The sequence below is a fragment of the Microvirga lotononidis genome (assembly GCF_034627025.1).
Lineage (GTDB): Bacteria > Pseudomonadota > Alphaproteobacteria > Rhizobiales > Beijerinckiaceae > Microvirga > Microvirga lotononidis.
Genome location: NZ_CP141049.1, coordinates 755,390 through 773,770, shown reverse-complemented (window position 1 = coordinate 773,770; position 18,381 = coordinate 755,390). Strand labels below are relative to the sequence as shown.

Below are 18,381 nucleotides of genomic sequence, written 5' to 3'. Positions count from 1 at the left end.
GTCCGAGGAAAGACACGGGTTGTGGTCGATCAGCGTGTGGGTCAGGCCACACCGGCGCCTTGCGATACCAGTGATGTTAGCCGGTCTATCGCCGTGAGGGTCAGGCCGCCCAGGAACACTGGCCTAAGCATACTTACTGTCCGCGTGGTAAGCGTCCGCCGAGGCTTGCAATTACCCATAGATTTGCGCTCCGATCCTGACGCCGAGTTCGATATCCATCAGGCGCGAAAGTCCTCTCCACATGACGGTATTGCCGGGTGGAGGGTCATGCCCACGCGCGAGGTAGCCGCCCATTCGAGCGACCTTGGTCAGGTAATGCGAGAGTGTCTTTCTCCGCCGCAACTTCTAGCCCTTGTCTCTCACCAACTCGTCGAGCAGGTCGATTTCCAGAGCCGTCAAGGCCAGCTGTGGCGGCACGTCCGGAACGACGCGGTTGAGCATCGTCAGCCAGAAGATGCGCCAGCTCAGGATGCAGTAGATGCTGAGTAGGTTCACCAGCCGCTCGGCCGTTCGCAGCTTGGTCTCCTCCGCCCGGCAGCCGGATTTCAGGATCTTGTGGAACAGCTCGATAGTCTGAATGCAAATGACAAAAGCGGGTAGCTTCGCCATTTGAGCTGGTTGGAATGGCATAGCGGATTTCGACATCTCCGTCGGTGACGATCACCCGCACCACCAGCCACTCGATGAGCTGCCGTTTCTGCTCCCACGTCGCCTGCTCGAGTCCTTCCTGCACCCGACGGCAGAACTCGTCGATGCTCAGGCTCACGCGTGCGATTTCGCCCTGACGATCGACCTGCGCCTCCAGCTGCTGCCTCTGGGCCCAAAGGCTTTGGACCTTCTGCTCCAAGTCGTGACGGCGACGGCGATATTCCTCCAGGCCCACAACCTCGCTCAAGTAGGCCTCGGTCAGTCGCTCGATCTGCTGCTCCACGCGGACTTGCCCCCGCTTCAAGGCATCGCGCCGGGCTTGCAGATCTTGAGGCAGCCAATGCCCGCCATGCGCCCGCTCCAGGGCATAGCCGATGGCCTCCGGATGGGTCAGCAAACGGCACAGATCCTCCCAAACCAAGCTCTCTATCGGCTCGGCCGGAATATAGCGCGAGCGGCACTTCCCTTCCCGGTGGGATTGGAGGGCTGGCAGCTTGCCGCGACAGCAATAGTAGCGATGCTGCGACCGCAAGCAGCGGCCGAAGCAGGCCAACCCGCACACGCCGCAGCTGACCAAGCCCCGCAACAGATAACTCTGAGCCGTGTTGTTGCGGCTTGCGAACTGGCGATTCTGGGCGAGTTTGGCCTGCACGCGATCAAACTGCTCCTGGGTGACAATGGCCGGGATCGATGCCACGGCCATCCAGTCCTCCCGCGGTCGGATGCACCGGGTCGTGACCGTAGCCCCTGGGCGGCAGGCAGCCTGGACGCGCCCAGTATACACCTCGCCGGTGTAGACGGGATTGGTCAGGATGCCCCGCACGCTCGGCACGCCCCAGCGTCCCTGGGCTCGCGGAGGCCTCACCGCGTCCTGATGCAGCTTCTTGGCCAAGGCATACAAGCTGCGACCCTCATCAGCATACCAGGCGAACATCTCGGCCACCACAGCGGCCTCGGCTTCATCCTGACGCACGCCGGCGGGATCGCGGGGGCGATCCGGATTGACGCGATAGCCGTACGGCACCCGGATCCACGGCAACAGGACGCCGGCCTGCAGCTTGCGTAGCCGTCCCCGGCGCATCCGCTCCGTGATCAGGGTGCGCTCGTATTCGGCCACGGCCCCACGGATTTGCAGCAGAGGCTGATCGTGCGGATCCTGGCTCATCGGCCGGTCGAGGAACTCGACCTCACAGCCTGTGGCAGTGATCTCCTCGAGCAGGAGGACTTGATGCACATAATTGCGCGCGAGCCGGTCTGGTGCCGTAATCAGAACCCGGTCGAGTTCGCGCAGAGCCGCACGGTCGCGCAGTCGCTCCAGACTTGGCCGGATGAGCTTGGCGCCGCTATAGCCATCATCGCGGAAGATGTGCTCCGGGGCGACGCTCCACCCCTGCTGACGGGCGTGAGCCTGCAGGCGATCAATCTGCTGAGCAAGCCCGTCGGCCTGTGCCTGGCGCTGGGTGGAGACCCGTGCATAGATCCCGGTCCTCATGGTTCACCTCCCGTGCGGGAGGCTCGGCGCCGGTCGGGACCGCAGTGTCTTGTGACAGCTTTGTCCATGCCATCAATTGCTGATAGGTCCGATCCCACCGGCGCTGCCCGTCCGGATGAGGCTGGCATGTCCGGTGCACCCGCCACTCCCGCATCGTTGCCTCCTGCTGCAGATCTGCTCTGCGGCACAGGGCAATTCCCTGGCTCCGGCTGGCGCAAGTGCAACGGCAACCGCCACCAACTTAACCTGAGCTGTCCGAAGCTGCTCAGGCAGAATTTGTCATTTGTGATTAAACCATCTCGACCTTCCAGCGCATGACGTACCAGTCGAGCATCTGGATCGCGTCGGCGCGGGAACGCACCGGCAGATCCGTGATCAGCTTCCAGTCAATCCGCGCCCGGTCTTTGGGGGTGTGACGTTCCTGCGCGTGGATCACCGTCAGGGTCAGAGCCGGATAGCGCTTCTGCTTGCCGACCGGCGGCAGAACATGGATGCGGCGATACCTGAGCTCCACCACCGCCAGGCTCACAGCGCCTTTTGGGCTGCGGACCTCGACCTGATGCCGTCCTCTGACCGTCACCTCCTGCATCTCGTCCGCAATGGTGTGCTGGCCATCACCCGCCAGCCGATCCACGCAGGTCCGCACCAGGAAGTGCGTGCCCAAAGCCTGAGCCGTGCAGAAGAACCCGTAGATGTCGTTCTCGCGGTCGCCGATATGGATGCAGCGTTCCGGCGCGCCAAACAGCGCCACGGACTGCTTCATGCACTCGAGCCAGCGGATGCTCTCCTTCTGGTCGATCGGCACCCGGGTCGGGTTGATCCTGCGCTTGAGTTCCTTGGTGCCTTTGAACTGAGCTCTCGTCCAGAACTTGATCGCCGACAGCCCGAGTGGCAGCCCCTCTGCGGTTACGGCCAGGCAGGAGTGCATCAGCAGCCCGCACACCGTGTGCATCCTGTAGCGGCCTTCCTTGTCGCGCCCGCTGTTGACCCGGCAGATGGACCCAATCCGCCGGGGCTGTGCGCGCTGGTAGGGCAGTTCCGTAGTGTCCTGAATGACCAGGATCGGGCCATCGACCGCAGCAAAGCGGCTGCGGGTGGCCTGGAAGTGGCCCTGAAGGATCGCGTGCTCGGAGACTTTGGCATTGGACAGGAAGCGATAGGCTGCTTTGGTGTTGGCCCAGTCCTGGCAGGCCAGCGGAAGGCTGCCTCCGACGGCGCCGGCAATCTGGACGAGAAGCTTGCGGAGGCGCCGGCCGAGACGTTGATCGGGCAAGCTGCAGCCGGCGAGCTCCCGATCGACCCAGGCGACGACATCCGCAGCATCGTCAATGGAGTGGGGTGCCGGGAGCGAGGCCCTCGTCATGGTGTGGCACCCGCACAGCCGCAGCTTCGCGGGCCAGAGATCACCTGACATGATCCCGGCCTGCGGGTCTGAGCATGATTACGGGAGGGATGAGATAGAACCCAGTCCATGGGGCACCTCTCTCCAGGGATGAGGAGCCAGACAGGGAATCATGCCGGTTTCAGCCAGGCAAGCGCTGCCGTTCAACGCCAGAATTGTGGGTAATTGCAAGGTTCACCGGACGCATATCACCTCGCTCGCGTTTCTTCGCGGACGAACGCGATCCGTTCGACTTGAGCGCTATCGTGGGACACGGGACGCACGTGTCAGGCATCATCGGTGCCGCCCGCAATGGACGCGGGACGATGGGTGTTGCCTACGACGCCACAATCATGAGCATGCGCGCCATTGGCGTCGCGAAGGAGGGAAAGTATTCCACAAATCTCGGCCTAATGTATGCGGCCAGGAACGGCGCTTCGGTCATCAACGGCAGCTATGGGCCGCCGCCATTGCCGAAGAAATATATCCAGCGGCCAGACGGTACTTTGCTGCCGAATCGAAATTATGTCGAGTTCCCGTCTCAGCTCGTGGTTCTTCCCACTCTCGGGAGCCAGTACGAAGCCGTCAAGACCGCGGCCAGGAACGATGTGGTCATGGTCTTCGCTGCTGGCAACGAATACGGCGATCAGCCGCAAGGCGCAGCCCAGCCCAGCGGTATCGCACTGTTCCCTGCCATCCGCCCGGAAAACCACAGACAAGGCATCTACAGTTTCTTGCTCGACCTCAAGGATCCGAACGATTCGAGGACGTACAAATTCGCCGATATGAATGATCCTGACCTCGACGAGGTCGACATGTCGGATCTCTCCGGCACGCTCATCGCGGTCGTGGCAACCGACCGCCAGGGCCGGATCGCGAGCTACAGCAATCGCTGCGGCATCGCCGCTCTCTGGTGCCTCGCAGCTCCCGGAGGAGACCTCCCGATCAAGGGGCAGACCAAGGAGGAAGCCCTGGTTCAATCCACCCTGCCTAACAGCACGTATGGCGGCATGGCCGGCACGTCGATGGCCGCTCCTGTGGTCTCGGGTGGCGCCGCAGTTCTGCGTGGGGCCTTCCCGTACATGACGGCCCGGCAGATCATCGAGGTGATACTGACGACCGCGATCCCAACGGACGCGCCCGAGATTTACGGCCGCGGCAGGTTCAATCTCGGACGAGCTGTGAAGCGTCCCTATGAATTTGGGGCTGTTGGCTACGCTCAACGGTTCGATGTGGACACCAAGGGTCGGAACTCCACGTGATCCAACGACATTCGCGGCACGGGCGGGCTGATCAAGCGCGGCGAAGGCAACCTGCTGCTGATGGGCGAGAACACCTACGCGGGCGGCACAGACGTTTTCGGCGGGACCCTCACCCTCAACGGTTCGGTGAAGTCGCGGCTGGCGGTCCATGTCGGAGCCACTCTCCGAGGTCTCGGCCGGATCGAAGCGCCCCTGTCGGTGGCAGGCACCCTCGAGCCGGGCAGCGACAACCAGGGCTCGATCGGCACCCTGACGGTGAATGGCGACACCCGCCTCCTGAAGAGCTCGACATACCGGGTTGACGCAAACGCGCGTGGCCGGCACGGTAAGCTGGCCGTCTCGGGTCAGACGACGCTTGCGAACGGCACGCTCGAGATCGCTCTGGCGAACGGTATCGCGCCGGTGAACAAGCGGATGATCATCCTGTCGTCCGACGCCGGCACAAAGGGAACCTTCGGACGTTTCCGGACCAACAGCGTGTCGGGTTATCTCGACCCCGACCTCGACTACGCTCCAAACGACCTGTCAGTCACATTCCGTCGGAACGGCGTGACCTTTTCCAGCGTCGCCCGATCCACCAATCAGACCTCGGTGGCAGTCGCGGCGGAAGGTCTCGGAAACGGCAATCCGGTCAATGATGCGCTGATTCAGAATAGCCTCGCATTTACGCCGGGCGCACTGGACAGCCTCTCGGGTGATGCCCACGGCTCCCAGGTGACAGCCACCTACGGCGATGCCGCTCTCGTCAGCGGCGCACTGCTCGACCGCCTTCGCCAGCCGCAAACGGCTCTGTCGGCCGGGACGGTCACGGTCGCCCAGGCCAGTGACGGCCCCATCCAGCAGGTCGATATCATCCACTCCCCGACCCTCGATTCCCGCGTCTTCTCGCTCTGGGGTTCGGGCTTCGGCTCCTGGGGCAGGATGCGCTCGGACGGCAATGCCGGGGCGACTAGCACCTCGAGGGGCGGCTTCATTCTCGGCGCGGACGCGACCATCGACCAGAATGTCCGGATCGGCATCGCGGGCGGCTTCACGGCCACGGACATCGAGGTCGCTTCCCGCCTGTCGTCGGGTACCAACGAGAGCATCTTTGGCGCCCTCTACGGCTCAGCCCGTTGGGGGAGCAATCAACGGCCGTCTCGGCGCGTCCTATGCGGCACATGACATCGATATGTCCCGCCGCATCACGTTCGTCGGGTTCCAGGATCAGGCGACCTCGTCCTACGACGGCGCGACCATGCAGGCGTTCGGCGAGGTCGGATATCGCGTTGGATTGGGAGCGGCCGAACTCGAGCCGTTCATCGGTGCGTCGGTCCTGCGTGTGCATACGGGCGCCTTTGCAGAGAACGGCGGCATCGGGACTCTGACGGGCTTCTCACGCGATCATGATCTCGCCACGACCACTCTCGGCCTGCGTGCCGAGGCCACTCTGAGCAAGAGCTTTCCCCTGACGCTGCGGGGCATGCTGGGCTGGCGCCACGCCTACGGCGATGTGGACCCGACAGTGCTTCTTGGGCTGCATGGTGGGGCCATCACCTTCGCTGTCTCCGGCATTCCCGTGGACCGGAATGCGCTCGTGGCAGAGGCCCGCCTCGATTGGCAGGCAGCGAAGGACATTACCTTTGGCGTAGCCTACCAGGGACAGATCGGCACGCATGCACAGGAGCATGCCTTGAATAGCAATCTCACCTGGCGTTTCGAAACCCGGTAGCAGACAGGCGGATACGCCGACCGGAAAACCGTAGAGGAGAAAGGCCGCCCGGCCGGCATCGTTCTCTTATTCCGGGGATTCTGGTCAAGCCCTTTGAATGGCCCTTTCCGTCAGTTTGGCTGATATCACCTGTCGGGTCATGGTTCTCTCCGCGGTCGGCAGACACCGCCGCATGATGGGGTCGGAAGCCTCAGCCTCGCCATGTTGCATACGCGGTCAATCTGCTCCCTGAGGTTCAGGTTTCAGGCCGCAACGGTGCCCACGCGATGGCTGCTGCCTCGTCCCGACAAGGGACATCGTACCGCCAGATCTGGCGGATCTCTTGAGGCGGCTACCTTATGCGGCCTGCCCGTCCTGGCGCGCCCACCGGAAGTCCGTGTTGTCACGCCACATCCGGTGCAGGATCACGACGTGTTGGACAATGGTGCAAAGTTTGGCCTGTCCCAAGTGAACCTGAGGTTCCGGGATCAACCCGGAAGATCACCCGAACAACATCATCGGCAACCTCGATCCGCTTGACGAGAGTACAGATGATGTCGCGCTTCGTCGCCCAATCCGCAGCCCCGAGCCGCTCGCGCACCATCGCGGCAAATAGGTCCAGCTTACCAATGATGAGATGCAGCGAGCGGACTTGGTCATCCGCTTCCTGGTGAGCCTTGGCTTCGGCTTCCAGCCGGGCTGTCCGGCGCCGCAACGCGGTCAGGCGCGGCTCGAATTCGGACTTCTCGATCAGTCCCTCGGTGTAGCTGTCAATCAGTCGCTCGGTTGCGCGGTGTGCCTTGGCCAATTGACGGTTGAGGGCCTCGAGCTCGAGCCGATGCGGCGTGGCCTGCACCGCGTCTAGGCGCTGCTGATACTCGGCGATAACCTGTGCCGGATCGTCGAGCAGCCGGCAGACTTCGGTCCACACCGCCTCATCGAGCAACTCCGTGGCGACCAGCCGGGCATCGCACCGGAACGCACCGTGGAAGCGGCTGCGGTCGGTGCCGCAACAGCGATAGTAACGCCACTGCCCGCGATGGTGATGGCCGGTGAACCCATAGCCGCACTTCTGGCAGACCAGCAGGCCGCGCAGCAGATACTGGACGCCCGCAAGCCGCTCGCGACTGCGTCTGCGGTTCTCCTCCAGTTGCTCGGCGACGCTCGCGAAGAGGTCTTCGCCGACAATCGCTGGCACCACGATGCCGATGTGCCGCTCAGGCGGGGCGAGCACTTGCCGCCAGGGCCGTCACGGCAGGCCATCGTGGCCGCGCGGCGGATGAAGCGGCGGCCGCCATGGCACGCTCTGGCGGCGACCATAAAGCGCCTGTCCCGCGTAGGCAGGATTGAGCAGCATGCTATGGATCATCGCCCGGCTCCAGTGTCGCCGCCCCGTCGGGCTTGGAAGTTCGCTGTCCTGCAGACGCCGGCAGACCCCAGCCAGCGTCAAGCGCTCGTGCCCGACCCAGGTGAAGATCTGGCGCACGATCCGGGCGGCCTCCTCATCGATCTCGTAGCGGGCGTCTCCTCCGCCAGCCTCACGCGTGATATAGCGGTAGCCGAAGGGCGCACGAGACAGAACACTGACGGCACCAGTGTGGGCGCGATGGCGCTTGCCGCGCCGACTGCGCTCCAGCACTTTCGCCCTCTCGTACTCGGCGAACATGCCCTGTAGCTGCAGCAGCAGGCTGTCCTCGGGCGTGGTCCCGATCGGATGATTGAGGAAGATCACCTGCGTGCCGGCGTGGGCGAATTCTTCGAGCAGCAGAACCTGATGCGCGTAGCTGCGGGCGAGACGATCCGGAGCATGGACGTAGACGAGATCAATCGCCGACAGCGCCACGAGATCGCGCAACCGCTCCAAGGCTGGGCGGATCAGGCTGGCACCGCTGTGGCCGTTGTCGATGAACCGCAGATCATCCCGGATACAATGACCCTCCTGTTGCGCACGTGCGATCAACTCCGCCAGTTGGCTGTCGATGGTGTGATGCTCAGCCTGCTGGTCGGAGGAGACCCGAGCGTAGAGGGCGACCTGCAGGGTCTGCGGCGCCGAAATGGCTCTCAGATGCGGAGTTCTCATCGCATGCTCCCTCGGAAATGGCAGCCTGTGCCCGTGATGGCAGCGAACAGCTGCGCAGGGGCAGGAGGCGCTCGTAGGCGCGTCCCAAGGCGTCCCGACTGCCCCGTCTGACCTCGAAGCCGACCTCAAGGCGCAAGGGGCGACACCGCTTGCAAAGCTTGGCCATGGCGGTCCTCGTCCTTCATCGGTCTGGTTTGTCCAGAGCCGTTGAAGGGTTTAGCGCAAGACCGGTCGTGTGACGCCGGAGAGCCTCGCGGGCGACTGTATGGACAAAGCTGATCGCAAACTTTGCACCATTGTCTAACACGTCACCGCCAGTTTACGCGCGACCGCAACGGTCGCCTTCTTGCCGCCCACCTTCTTGGCGAGCCGGGTGCCCCAGGCTTTCAGCGCAGACCAGCGCGAGACCCGGTTCAGCACGATCCCGGCCGCTTCAAACAGATACGAGCGCAGCAACGGATCGCCGCACTTGGAGATCCGACCGCTTCGGTCGATCTCGCCCGACTGGTACCGTCGTGGGGTCAGGCCAAGGTAAGCCCCTACGCTGGACGAGCTCGAGAACCGGTCTGGTGTGTCGATGACACTGATATAGGCCAACGCGACCAGAGAGCCGACACCGGGAGCCGTCATCAGGCGGCGAGCCGCCTGATCCTGGCGCGCCAGCCCCATGAGGCGACGGGAGAGGATGCCGATTTGCCGGCTGACCTCCTGCAAGGCGCTCAGGAGTGCCTCAACCGCATCCTTCAGTGGCCCATCGGCCACCAGTTCGCGCACACGGTCGATGAAGGGCTGACGGCCTCCCTTGCCAGCGACCAGACCAAAGGGCTTGAGCATGCCTCGGATCTGGTTGATCAGGTCCACGCGCACCTCCACCAAGCGAGCGCGTGAGCTGAGGAAGCTGCGGATCACCTGGCTGTCCAGGCTCTTGACGGTGACCTCCCGGTACCAGCCCGCGCGCACGATCTGCGCCAACCCCAGCGCATCATTCGGGTCGGTCTTGTTCACCTGCAGCGACAGCGCCGCCTTCGCATGGCGCGCATCCAGGCAAATCACAGGCAAGCCGCGCTTCTTCAACTCATGCCAGTGCCAGGTCGACAGTGGGCCGCTCTCCAGGCCAATGCGCTCGACATGCGGCGCTCTCGCTTTAACGACTGCAGCAATGGCCTCGGGCGTCGAGGCGCACTTGCCACGCCAGAGTGCCTTCCCATGCTCATCGACAATGCAGACGGCTGTCTGCTCCAGCGATACATCCAACCCGACATACTGCTTCATGAGGATACTCTCCGTTGGCTTCCAGTTTGGGCCTAATTACATCAGATCCTACTTTGCCGTCGAAGGGCACCAGGCCCGGAATAATCCCATGTTGCATTAACCTGGGGCGCATAAGGTTTCGTGGGGCAGCGGATTGGTAGACTGAGATCTCTAGGGGCTTGGCAGCCAACTATTTGCCAATTCAGGTTATCAAGTTCGCGGCGAGAGCGTGTAATTCCATGCGGGACAGACGGCATGCGGCCTCAGGTGGAGGCGACGCATGACCTCGTCGGAGACCCGCTCCCCGGTCTCATTGCCACCACGCTTGAGGCGAGCATTCACCCGCAGCCCGGCTGCCGTGACGGTTCCGGCAATGTAGCGGACCATCGTCGCAAAGGTCCGCAGCGGCACGCCAGCCCAGTTCAAGCTGATGAAGCTGAAGAGCCGGTGCTCAATTGGGTTCCACTTCGAGCAGCCGGTGGGATAGTGACACACCGTGACCTCGAGCCCGCAGGCATCGCAGAGCTGTTCTTGCAACTGGGCTTTCCAAACTCGGGAGCGGCAACTGTTCGAGCCGCCCGCATCGGCCAGGACGAGGAGACGCCCGGCTTCTGGAAAGCGCTTCTGTCCTTCGCTCTCCCACCAGTCACTGATCGCCTCAACGGCAAAGCGCGGGGTGTCAAAGCAATCGCCGATGCACACATAGCCGCTGTTGGTTGTGATCTCGTAGATGCCGTAAGGAATGGCCTGACCGACTGCATCCTGCGGCCAGTCGTGCACCAAGACCGGCTCGGCTCTCCGGCACCACGTCTGGCCCGGGTTCTTGAAGTCACCGACCAATTCCTTTTTTTTTCGAATCCACGCTGATGATCGGCTCACCTGTGGCTGCAAACTGCGCGCGCTGTTCGGCGATGTGCTGGAATTGCGCATCGCGCTCAGGCGGCGTGCTGTGCGCCTCGGTACGCCGTGCATTGGCTTTGGGCGAGTAGCCCAATTGGCGCAGCAGGCGCGCCACCGTGGGGCGGCTGGCCGGGTGTCCTGCGACGGCAAGCTCATGGCTCAGATGATGCAGAGAACTCCGCTTGGCTTTGGCGTGCCGACCCATCGGGTCACCCGCTGTCTCGCCTTCGAGCAACTCCTCCAAGGTCTGTGGGAGTTCAGGATCCTGGACCTCTCGGGTGGGACGGCCACCACCGGCGACCCGCACGCGCTCGGTGGGGCGGTCAACAAGCCCGGCCTCGAGTTCGCGACGGCCGCGCCGGATGGTATGGGGGCTCAAGCCCGTGATCTGGGCAAGCCGCTGAGTGCCGCCCCAGCCGATCCGCATCGCCTCAAACGCGATAAACCACCGGCGCTGCTGTTCGTCGAGCCGGCTGGCAAGCAGGTTGATCTGCCGATGAAGCATGCGGTCCGGATGGGGCTTGCGCGAGTGACACTTGGGGCATCCACATGGGTGAAGGGAGGGTAGCGACATCGGCAGCTCCGTTCAGAACGGATGGTCCTTGTTCCAACAACGCACCAGTTGCCCATTTGGGCAGGTTGTTGCCTGCCAAGCCCCTAGTACTACTGTGTCATAAACTTTGTGCGGCAACAGGGACATCGTGGGAGCGTTCGCACGAGAGCGCAGATGAGTTCAGCCCGGATGGTGGCGATCGACTGGGCGACGTGGCGTTCGGGGCGGATGGGCGCAGTCGCGCGGCTGGTCGGCTTTCGACAGGCGAAACGCTTTGGCTCCGTTGCATTATTGAGCCGGTCCTCATTGTCTTGAAAGGGTCTTGGTTGGCTCCAGCTTCATCAGCATGAAGCACGTGGACATGCGCAAGCTGCCGGCGGCGGCTCAAGAGGAGCGCCGGCGGCAAGTCATTGGGCTCCGGGAGCGCGGGCTGACCTACCGGGCGATCGCGGCCCAGGTTGGGCTGTCGCCAACCGGGGTCTTCGACATCTGCCAGCGGTTTGCGGCCGAGGGCGCGCAGGGGCTGGTGAGCAAGCCACGCGGGCGCAAGCCGGATGAGCAACGGCTGCTGGATGCCGCCCAGGAGGCCGAGATTCAGCGCCTGATCTGCCGGCACACCCCGGACGAACTGGACCTGCCGTTCGCCCTGTGGAGCCGGGCGGCGGTGCGTGCGGTGATCTGGCAGCGCTGTGGGATTGCGCTGGCCGTGCGAACCGTGGGCAAGTATCTGGCGCGCTGGGGCTTCACCGCGCAGAAGCCGCTCCGGCGGGCGTACGAGCAGAACCCGGCCGCGGTGCGGCACTGGCTGCGGCGGGAGTACCCGGCCATCGTCGCGGCGGCCCGGCAGGCGCGGGGCACCATCTTCTGGGGTGACGAAACCGGTCTGCGCGCCGACGACGTGCGCGGCCGCGGCTATGCGCCCCGGGGCCGGACGCCGGTGATCCGGGTCTGCCATCGGCGCGCCGGGCTGAGCCTGATCGCGGCGGTGAGCAATCGCGGCGCCTTGCGCTGGATGATTGTCGACGCGGCGGTGAATGCCGCAATCTTGATCCGTTTCCTGCAACGCCTGATCCGCGAGGCAAAGCGCAAGGTGTTCCTGATCCTGGACCGGCTGCGGGTGCATCGCGCCGCCCGGGTCCGCGACTGGCTTACCGCGCATCGGGCGAAGATCGAGGTCTTCTACCTGCCGGCTTACAGCCCGGAGCTGAACCCGGAGGAGTGCCTGAACGCCGACCTGAAGCAGGTTGTCACCCGCCAGGCGCCCGCGCGCAGCAAACAGCAGCTCAAGCGGGCAACGGTCAGCCATATGCGTCGCCTCTCGAAATCGCCCCGGCGCGTCCGAAGCTATTTCAGCCACAAACCCGTCCGCTACGCCGCATGCTCAAGACAATGAGGACCGGATCAATAACCTCGTCCGTGTAACGAGGAGCGGCTGATTAAGGAGCCACTCCGTTGTCTTTGTTCAAACGCCGTCGCTTTCCGGCGGAGATCATCCTGTTGTGCGTGCGCTGGTACTGCAAGTATGGCATCAGCTACCGTGACTTGGCTGAGATGATGCAGGAGCGTGGCGTTGAAGTCGACCCATCCACGATCATGCGTTGGGTTCACCACTATGCTCCGGAGATCGAGAAGCGGGTCCGTCGATATCAGGGGCATCGGTCTGGCTCCTGGAGGCAGTATGTTGCGCAATGTTGAGCACCTGTGCCTTGGTTTGGGCAGGGGTTGCGGAGGCATCAATCCCGAGCACTTTGCGCTGTCGCTGATCCTTGGCGAATCCGACGACCATGCCGGCGTGCGTCGAGCCTGTGACCGTGCAAACCACGATATAGTCGAAGGCCAATCCAAGCTGCTTCTCCTGGGCGCGCACCTCCTCCGCGAACCCGACGTAGCCGAGACCACCGTATTTGTGAATGGAGGCCCCGGCTGGGATCGCATAGGGTCTGCCGCCCCTTGACTTGACGTCGTCGAACGCCTGCTTCCAACTGCGGCGGATGCCGATATCGAAGCCCTCCTCGACTAGGCGTACCTCTGCTCCCATGATGCGGCTCAAGAGAATGTTGCCGACTCGGTCGTAGACGGCATCCTCATGCGGTACCCAGCTCTCCTGGACCAGGAGGCATTTCATACCGATCTTGGCGGCAACCGCGGCGATCATCCGCGTGTGGTTGGACTGCACGCCGCCCATGGAGACAAGCGTATCAGCCTTTGACGCGATCGCGTCGGGGATGATGTATTCGAGCTTGCGGAGCTTGTTGCCGCCGAACGCGAGACCGGAGTTGCAATCCTCGCGTTTGGCGTAGATTTCCACCTTTCCCCGAGATGCTGGCCGAGGCGGTCGAGCTTCTCGATGGGCGTGGGTCCAAAGGTGAGCGGGTGGCGTTTGAACTTTTCCAGCATGTTCTCCCCAGCGGTTGGCGATTGAACTGAAATTGGCAATCCGCAAGTCATGGTAAGAGGCGTGTTTGATGTGAGGTCAGCTGCGCTCTCCGATGTCCCAGAAGAGCCCCGTCATGATTTCCAAACCCTCCTTTGCAGACAAAGCAGCCGGAACAGAAGGAGCACGCTTCCGAAATAGCCTACCTGAAGAAGCAGCGCACAAGCCAACGTTGCGATGATTACTGTGCGAATGGCATGCGAGTCGAGATAGACAGTTAGAGCGTTGGTGCACAGGGCCAGCCGCAGGACGCGATCAAAGATCCTGAAGGGCAAGGCCGTTCTCGCGGGTTTGTGCGTCAGATCATGCAGGCACCGTGTCGGCCGCAGCATGGGTCTGGCAGTTCTTCGGGCAGACACGGGCGCAGGCTCCGCAGCCAATGCAGCGGCCGGGATGGTCGACGACCATGATCATACGATTGAGCAGGCCATCGAAGTCGTCGTCCTCGCCGTCGCAGACGCCGAGGACTTCACCCGTGCCATCGATGCCGTAAAGGTGCATGACCTCGCGCGAGCAGACCTTGAAGCAGCGGCCGCAACCGATGCAGGTCATGCCATCGATCGCGGTCAGATAGTCCGGCATCCACTGGGAGCCGTCGCGGGTGACGAAAGGGCCCGTCATCGTGAACTCTCCAGCGCAGCGAGCTCCCTCTTGGCAGCGTCCAACTCGGAAAAAGCGTTGAACGTTTTCTCGGCGACCGCCTTGATCTCGGTCCAGCTGACCGGGAGGTCCTCGGCAAAATCGTGTAGTTCCATCTTCGCAGTTCCCGCGCGCGACTGCAGCTTGCGGACCTTCTTCTGCAGCTCTTCAACGTCCGGCATGATCCCCTTCCTCGAAAACCGGTTTCATCACGCCCGCGCCACGTCGGGATAGGCTTCGATGACGGTGATCGCATCGTCGACCAGTTTCGTACCGGCCGCAGCGAGTTTCCAAAGCGTCTCGAAGCCGAACCGGTGGACGTCACGTAGGGTCTTCGACAGAACGACCAACCGCCCGGTCGTGAGAAGCACGCACCCGAAGCCCTCATGGCTCATCTCCATCATCGGCGATGCCATCAGGCTGGAGCGCTCCTCGATCGCAAGCCCGACGGCGGTGTAAAAAAGGTCGAGCCGCCACAACACGTCCGGATCGGGATCGCCAATGATTGGGATCGCACGGCGCTGCTCCTTGGTGACGATGAAGTCGGCCAGCAGCTCGGCATCCGATTGGCCTTCCCATGACCCATAGGAACCCTGAGCGCGGATGAGCCGCACGAGGCATTTGACAAAAGGGGTGGCAAGGGCCGTTTCGTCCTCGTTGACAGCAGGGCTAACTGCGGCATCAGACATCTCGCGTTCTCCTCATTTCAGTCCTCGAAGGACGGTTTCTTTTCGGGGACGCCTGCTTCCGCCAGCACCTTGCGCAGCCAGGGCGGAGGAGCCGTCCTGAGCATTGTCTTGGTGCGCGACAGGACGTCTTCGATGGATTGAGGCTGAGGCACTTTGACCGGTTGGACTTTTGCCGAAACAAGCCTGGCTGCCGAAGGCCCGCCGATAGCCAGGCAAAACAAAAGATGGCAGCCCTTCAGCGCCTCCACCTTCCGGGTGATGCGGTCGTCGCCCTCGGTCCGATGCTTCCCACTCTCGTCGGAAACGTCATCGAAGGCTACGGCTTCCACGAAATTCCACGCGTCGGGCGTCACGTCGTAGACGGCAAAGCGCTTGGCCGACCCGAAATGGGCGTTGCAGCCTTTTATGTCTTGTGTGGCGATCGCCACGCGCAATGCGCCGGCTTGTCGTTCCGGCATCGGTGCGTGAGCCACGTCAGCGACGAGCGAGAAGCGACGAACGGAGGCCATCTGGCATGTCTCGGTTGCGGAATGGATCAAGAGTCTCAGGCGTCGGCGCGCGCTGGTTGGCCTGGAAGATGTTGGCGACCTCGAAGATCAGGTCGCGCGTCCCCTGATAGAGGATTGTGAGCTTGTGCTGACTGCCGAGCCGGTCAAAGATCGGGAAGCCAATGCGCATGAGGGGAATGCCGAGGCGCTCCGCCGCTTGGCGTCCGTGTGAATGGGTGACGAGAAGATCAGCGCCGGCGGCAAGACCTTCCAGATCGCCGAGATCGCCAACCTGGACCGATTCTGTCGGCACTTGCTCGAGAATTTTCGACGTATCGGTCGTGGTGACTGCGGCCGCGATGTCGGAGCCCATGCCGATGAAGAAGGTCGCAAGCTGGTAGAGCTGGTCTGGTTCGGCGGCGATCGCAATTCTCTTGCCGCCGAAATGGAAATGTCCGTCGAGCAACGCATCCTGCAGTTGCGCCCGGCGACGGCGGAGCTTGGTCGGCACCGCAGCGCCCGAAATCGCGGACAGCAGCGAGGCGAACCGGTCGACGCCTTTCAATCCGGTCAGCGACTGGAACAGCACGTAAGGCACGCCGGTCAGCCGGTGCAGCACCTCAGCCGGGCGGCGCATATGCTCGCCGATGGCGATGCAGTGCGCCACCGTGCCAAGCTCGCGGATCTCGTCGATGGTCGTCCCGCCATATGTGGTCGGAATCCAGCGATCAGGAACCGTGCCGTCGAGTGCGCCGGAAACATCCGGGAAAATCACCGCCTGCAGTCCAAAACTCTCCACCGTCTCGCGCAGATGCTCGATATCGGCCACGGTCAGGTTCCAGCCGGGCAGGATGGCGATCTTCTTTGCGTCTCGTACCTGTTTGCCTGACCGCGTGATGGCCTCGATCATCGCGGTGACGGCCGTGGCCCAGCCGTCCCCGATCGCGCCGTGGAAATCCGGTGTGTTGGCCAGCACGACCTTCGTGCCGGCGAGTTCTTCGCCACGTTTCGCTCTGATATTGGCGATGTCGCTTGCGAAGTCTTCACCACGGGTTTCCACCAGCGCTGTCGTGCAGACCCCGATCAGCTTCGGATTGGTGCGGGTCTTGAGGTTGAGGATCGCCTCCTCCAAATGGTCCGCCCCACCGAGGATCGTCGCGACCTCATCCATCGCCGTTGTCTGCAGCGGGATCGTCTCCTTGAAGTGCCGCACGAAGAGCACCAGCGCGAAGCTGGTGCAGCCTTGGCTGCCGTGAAACAGCGGCATCGCACCCTCGACGCCAAGAAAGGCGAAGGCCGCGCCCAGTGGCTGCGACGACTTCAGCGGGTTGACCGCCGCCGATTTGGTCTGGGGAAGGATGCGGACCATTGGCTTACCTCAACACTCGCCGAAGTCGCCGGCCGTCGTGCCGGCGAGTTTTTTGAAGGCGTCGACGGTAGCTCTTGCTCCCTCTTCTCCCAGCATCTCCTCCTCCACGGCAGGCAGGCAATCCCACGGTGCCGGCTCCCGCACCTGACACCAGATCGGGTTGTGAATGGCGAGGTCGATCTGGCGTACGAGTTCCACCATGCCGTCATAGCCGGCATAGGGATGGTGACGCTCCTGGTTGATATCGAGCCAGGGGATCTTGGCCTTCAGCGCGATGAATTGCGTGCGCCCGCCCGACAGCATGATGTCGGCCTTGTGCTCTGAGAGCATGGCGTAAAGCTCGCGCGGCGCCATCGACTCGAACATGTGGTTCTCGTCCTTGAGGATCTGTTTGATGCGCTCCTTGTCTTCCACCGTCGATTTCTTGACCGAGGTGCCGACGATCTCAATGCCGATTTCCATCAGCGCATGGACGACCGACCAGGACTTCACACCGCCGGTGTTGAGCAGCACGCGCTTGCCTTCGAGCCTCGGCCGGTAAGCCTCAAGCTTCTTCCACGCAATTGCCTCCTCTTCTGCAATCAGCGCCTCGGTGCGGTCGATGATCTCCGGATCGGCACCCTTCCTCACGAGCAGGTCAGCGATCTGCCGAAGTGCTTCCGAGGTGTCGGTGATGCCGTAGAAGGAACCCTCGAAGAACGGGATGTCCCAGCGCTCCTCCATCTTGCGGGCGAGATTGATGAGCGCGGTCGAGCACACCATCATCGCCGCCCGGGCGCAGTGCGCGGAGGCAATGTCGAGGTAGCGTGCGTCGCCCGGAATGCAGGCACGCACCCGGATGCCGAGCTTGTCCAAAAGCGGCTTCACCAGCCAGAACTCGCCGGAGAGGTTGAATTCGCCAAGGATATTGATGTCATAAGGGCCGGCATCGTCGGGCTCCACCGTGCCGATGACATGATCGAGCAACGCCTCGCCGGCAAGCTTGTTGCCAAGATTCTTGGAGCCGACGAAGCCTGGCGCATTGATCGGCACCACCGGCAAGCCGAACTTTTCCGCGGCGCGCTTGCAGACGGCCTCGATGTCGTCGCCGATCAGCGCCGTCACGCAGGTCGAATAGACGAAGATCGCCGGCGGCGCATACGCTTCCTTGATCTCGCGGATCGCTCTGAAGAGCTTCCGCTCGCTCTGCCCCATGACCAGGTCGAGTTCGCTGAGGTCGGTCGTGAAGCTTGTGCGCCACAGCGTTGGCCCGGACGAAGCCGCGCCGCGGTTGTCCCAGGAATTGCCCTCGCAGGCGAGCGGCGCATGGATCAGATGCGCGATGTCGGTGATCGGCTGCAGCACAATCTTGGCGCCGTCGAAGGCGCAGCCGCCGGCTGCCGCCCCGGGGGTCAGCGGCTTCGAACAGCCCTTTTTGCGCGCCTTGGCATCCTTGCCGTGGTTCTTCTCGCAGGCGGGCTCGTTGAAGACATCCTGGATTTTGGCACTGAGCGAGGACATGGCGC

The 18,381-nt window shown here is 63.1% G+C and carries 18 protein-coding genes and 2 pseudogenes; 5 read left to right on the top strand and 15 right to left on the bottom strand.

Going from position 1 to position 18,381, the window contains the following annotated elements; genetic code table 11:
• Nucleotides 1-265: 265 nt before the first annotated feature.
• Complete coding sequence (locus U0023_RS27300) at nt 266-2,140, bottom strand: recombinase family protein (RefSeq protein ID WP_009488351.1); 1,875 nt, start codon at nt 2,138-2,140, stop codon at nt 266-268.
• A gap of 289 nt (nt 2,141-2,429) precedes the next feature.
• Nucleotides 2,430-3,554, bottom strand: a complete 1,125-nt coding sequence (locus tag U0023_RS27295; RefSeq protein ID WP_009489072.1) for an IS4 family transposase — start codon at nt 3,552-3,554, stop codon at nt 2,430-2,432.
• 251 nt (nt 3,555-3,805) lie between these two features.
• Here U0023_RS27295 and U0023_RS27290 point away from each other — a divergent pair, with 251 nt between their 5' ends.
• The 3 genes from U0023_RS27290 to U0023_RS27280 are packed head-to-tail and all read left to right on the top strand — an operon-like array spanning nt 3,806 to nt 6,494.
• Complete coding sequence (locus U0023_RS27290; protein ID WP_040637912.1) at nt 3,806-4,783, top strand: S8 family peptidase; 978 nt, start codon at nt 3,806-3,808, stop codon at nt 4,781-4,783.
• Nucleotides 4,784-4,843: 60 nt separating this feature from the next.
• Nucleotides 4,844-5,947 carry an autotransporter outer membrane beta-barrel domain-containing protein gene (locus tag U0023_RS27285; protein ID WP_009489233.1) on the top strand — a complete coding sequence of 368 codons (1,104 nt, stop codon included), beginning with the start codon at nt 4,844-4,846 and terminating at the stop codon, nt 5,945-5,947.
• A gap of 7 nt (nt 5,948-5,954) precedes the next feature.
• Complete coding sequence (locus U0023_RS27280) at nt 5,955-6,494, top strand: autotransporter outer membrane beta-barrel domain-containing protein (protein ID WP_009489235.1); 540 nt, start codon at nt 5,955-5,957, stop codon at nt 6,492-6,494.
• Nucleotides 6,495-6,876: 382 nt separating this feature from the next.
• Here U0023_RS27280 and U0023_RS27275 read toward each other — a convergent pair whose 3' ends face one another.
• The 5 genes from U0023_RS27275 to U0023_RS27255 all read right to left on the bottom strand — a co-directional run bounded on the left by U0023_RS27275 (nt 6,877) and on the right by U0023_RS27255 (nt 11,209).
• A complete protein-coding gene (locus tag U0023_RS27275) occupies nt 6,877-7,707 on the bottom strand; it encodes a zinc ribbon domain-containing protein (protein ID WP_009489237.1) in 831 nt (276 codons plus the stop codon).
• A gap of 15 nt (nt 7,708-7,722) precedes the next feature.
• On the bottom strand, nt 7,723-8,553 hold the full coding sequence (locus tag U0023_RS27270) for a recombinase family protein (RefSeq protein WP_009489239.1): 831 nt from the start codon (nt 8,551-8,553) through the stop codon (nt 7,723-7,725).
• Nucleotides 8,554-8,853: 300 nt separating this feature from the next.
• On the bottom strand, nt 8,854-9,825 hold the full coding sequence (locus tag U0023_RS27265; RefSeq protein ID WP_009489241.1) for an IS110 family RNA-guided transposase: 972 nt from the start codon (nt 9,823-9,825) through the stop codon (nt 8,854-8,856).
• Nucleotides 9,826-10,014: 189 nt separating this feature from the next.
• The gene (locus U0023_RS27260) at nt 10,015-10,644 is read right to left on the bottom strand and encodes an ISAzo13 family transposase (RefSeq protein WP_322883798.1); all 630 of its coding nucleotides are present in this window, start codon (nt 10,642-10,644) and stop codon (nt 10,015-10,017) included.
• Nucleotides 10,634-11,209, bottom strand: a complete 576-nt coding sequence (locus tag U0023_RS27255; RefSeq protein WP_052600416.1) for an ISAzo13-like element transposase-related protein — start codon at nt 11,207-11,209, stop codon at nt 10,634-10,636. The genes U0023_RS27260 and U0023_RS27255 overlap by 11 nt, the downstream gene beginning before the upstream one ends.
• A 394-nt stretch (nt 11,210-11,603) precedes the next feature.
• Between U0023_RS27255 and U0023_RS27250 the strand changes: the two genes are divergently transcribed.
• Together U0023_RS27250 and U0023_RS27245 are read left to right on the top strand one after the other, a co-directional pair.
• Entirely contained in the window at nt 11,604-12,650 is a 1,047-nt protein-coding gene (locus U0023_RS27250; RefSeq protein WP_009488659.1) for an IS630 family transposase, read from the top strand.
• 59 nt (nt 12,651-12,709) lie between these two features.
• Nucleotides 12,710-12,931: pseudogene (locus tag U0023_RS27245) on the top strand (IS6 family transposase); the annotation flags it as partial.
• Here the strand turns inward: U0023_RS27245 and U0023_RS27240 are convergent.
• The 8 genes and pseudogenes from U0023_RS27240 to nifE all read right to left on the bottom strand — a co-directional run.
• A pseudogene (locus U0023_RS27240) lies at nt 12,930-13,654 on the bottom strand (1-aminocyclopropane-1-carboxylate deaminase); the annotation flags it as partial. The pseudogenes U0023_RS27245 and U0023_RS27240 overlap by 2 nt on opposite strands.
• 111 nt (nt 13,655-13,765) lie before the next feature.
• Nucleotides 13,766-14,023 carry an exopolysaccharide production repressor protein gene (locus U0023_RS27235; RefSeq protein ID WP_245272860.1) on the bottom strand — a complete coding sequence of 86 codons (258 nt, stop codon included), beginning with the start codon at nt 14,021-14,023 and terminating at the stop codon, nt 13,766-13,768.
• A complete protein-coding gene (gene fdxB / locus U0023_RS27230) occupies nt 13,995-14,312 on the bottom strand; it encodes a ferredoxin III, nif-specific (RefSeq protein ID WP_009762331.1) in 318 nt (105 codons plus the stop codon). The genes U0023_RS27235 and fdxB overlap by 29 nt, the downstream gene beginning before the upstream one ends.
• The gene (locus U0023_RS27225) at nt 14,309-14,512 is read right to left on the bottom strand and encodes a CCE_0567 family metalloprotein (protein ID WP_009762332.1); all 204 of its coding nucleotides are present in this window, start codon (nt 14,510-14,512) and stop codon (nt 14,309-14,311) included. Before U0023_RS27225 ends, fdxB begins: the two co-directional genes overlap by 4 nt.
• A 27-nt stretch (nt 14,513-14,539) precedes the next feature.
• Entirely contained in the window at nt 14,540-15,019 is a 480-nt protein-coding gene (locus tag U0023_RS27220) for a NifX-associated nitrogen fixation protein (protein ID WP_009762333.1), read from the bottom strand.
• A gap of 17 nt (nt 15,020-15,036) precedes the next feature.
• Entirely contained in the window at nt 15,037-15,528 is a 492-nt protein-coding gene (gene nifX, locus U0023_RS27215) for a nitrogen fixation protein NifX (protein ID WP_009762334.1), read from the bottom strand.
• Nucleotides 15,494-16,876, bottom strand: coding sequence for a nitrogenase iron-molybdenum cofactor biosynthesis protein NifN (gene nifN, locus U0023_RS27210; protein WP_009762335.1), 1,383 nt, complete (start codon nt 16,874-16,876; stop codon nt 15,494-15,496). Before nifN ends, nifX begins: the two co-directional genes overlap by 35 nt.
• 9 nt (nt 16,877-16,885) lie before the next feature.
• Nucleotides 16,886-18,376 (bottom strand): nitrogenase iron-molybdenum cofactor biosynthesis protein NifE, encoded by a 1,491-nt coding sequence (gene nifE, locus U0023_RS27205; RefSeq protein WP_009762336.1) that lies wholly within the window; start codon nt 18,374-18,376, stop codon nt 16,886-16,888.
• Between the last annotated feature and the right edge of the window lie 5 nt (nt 18,377-18,381).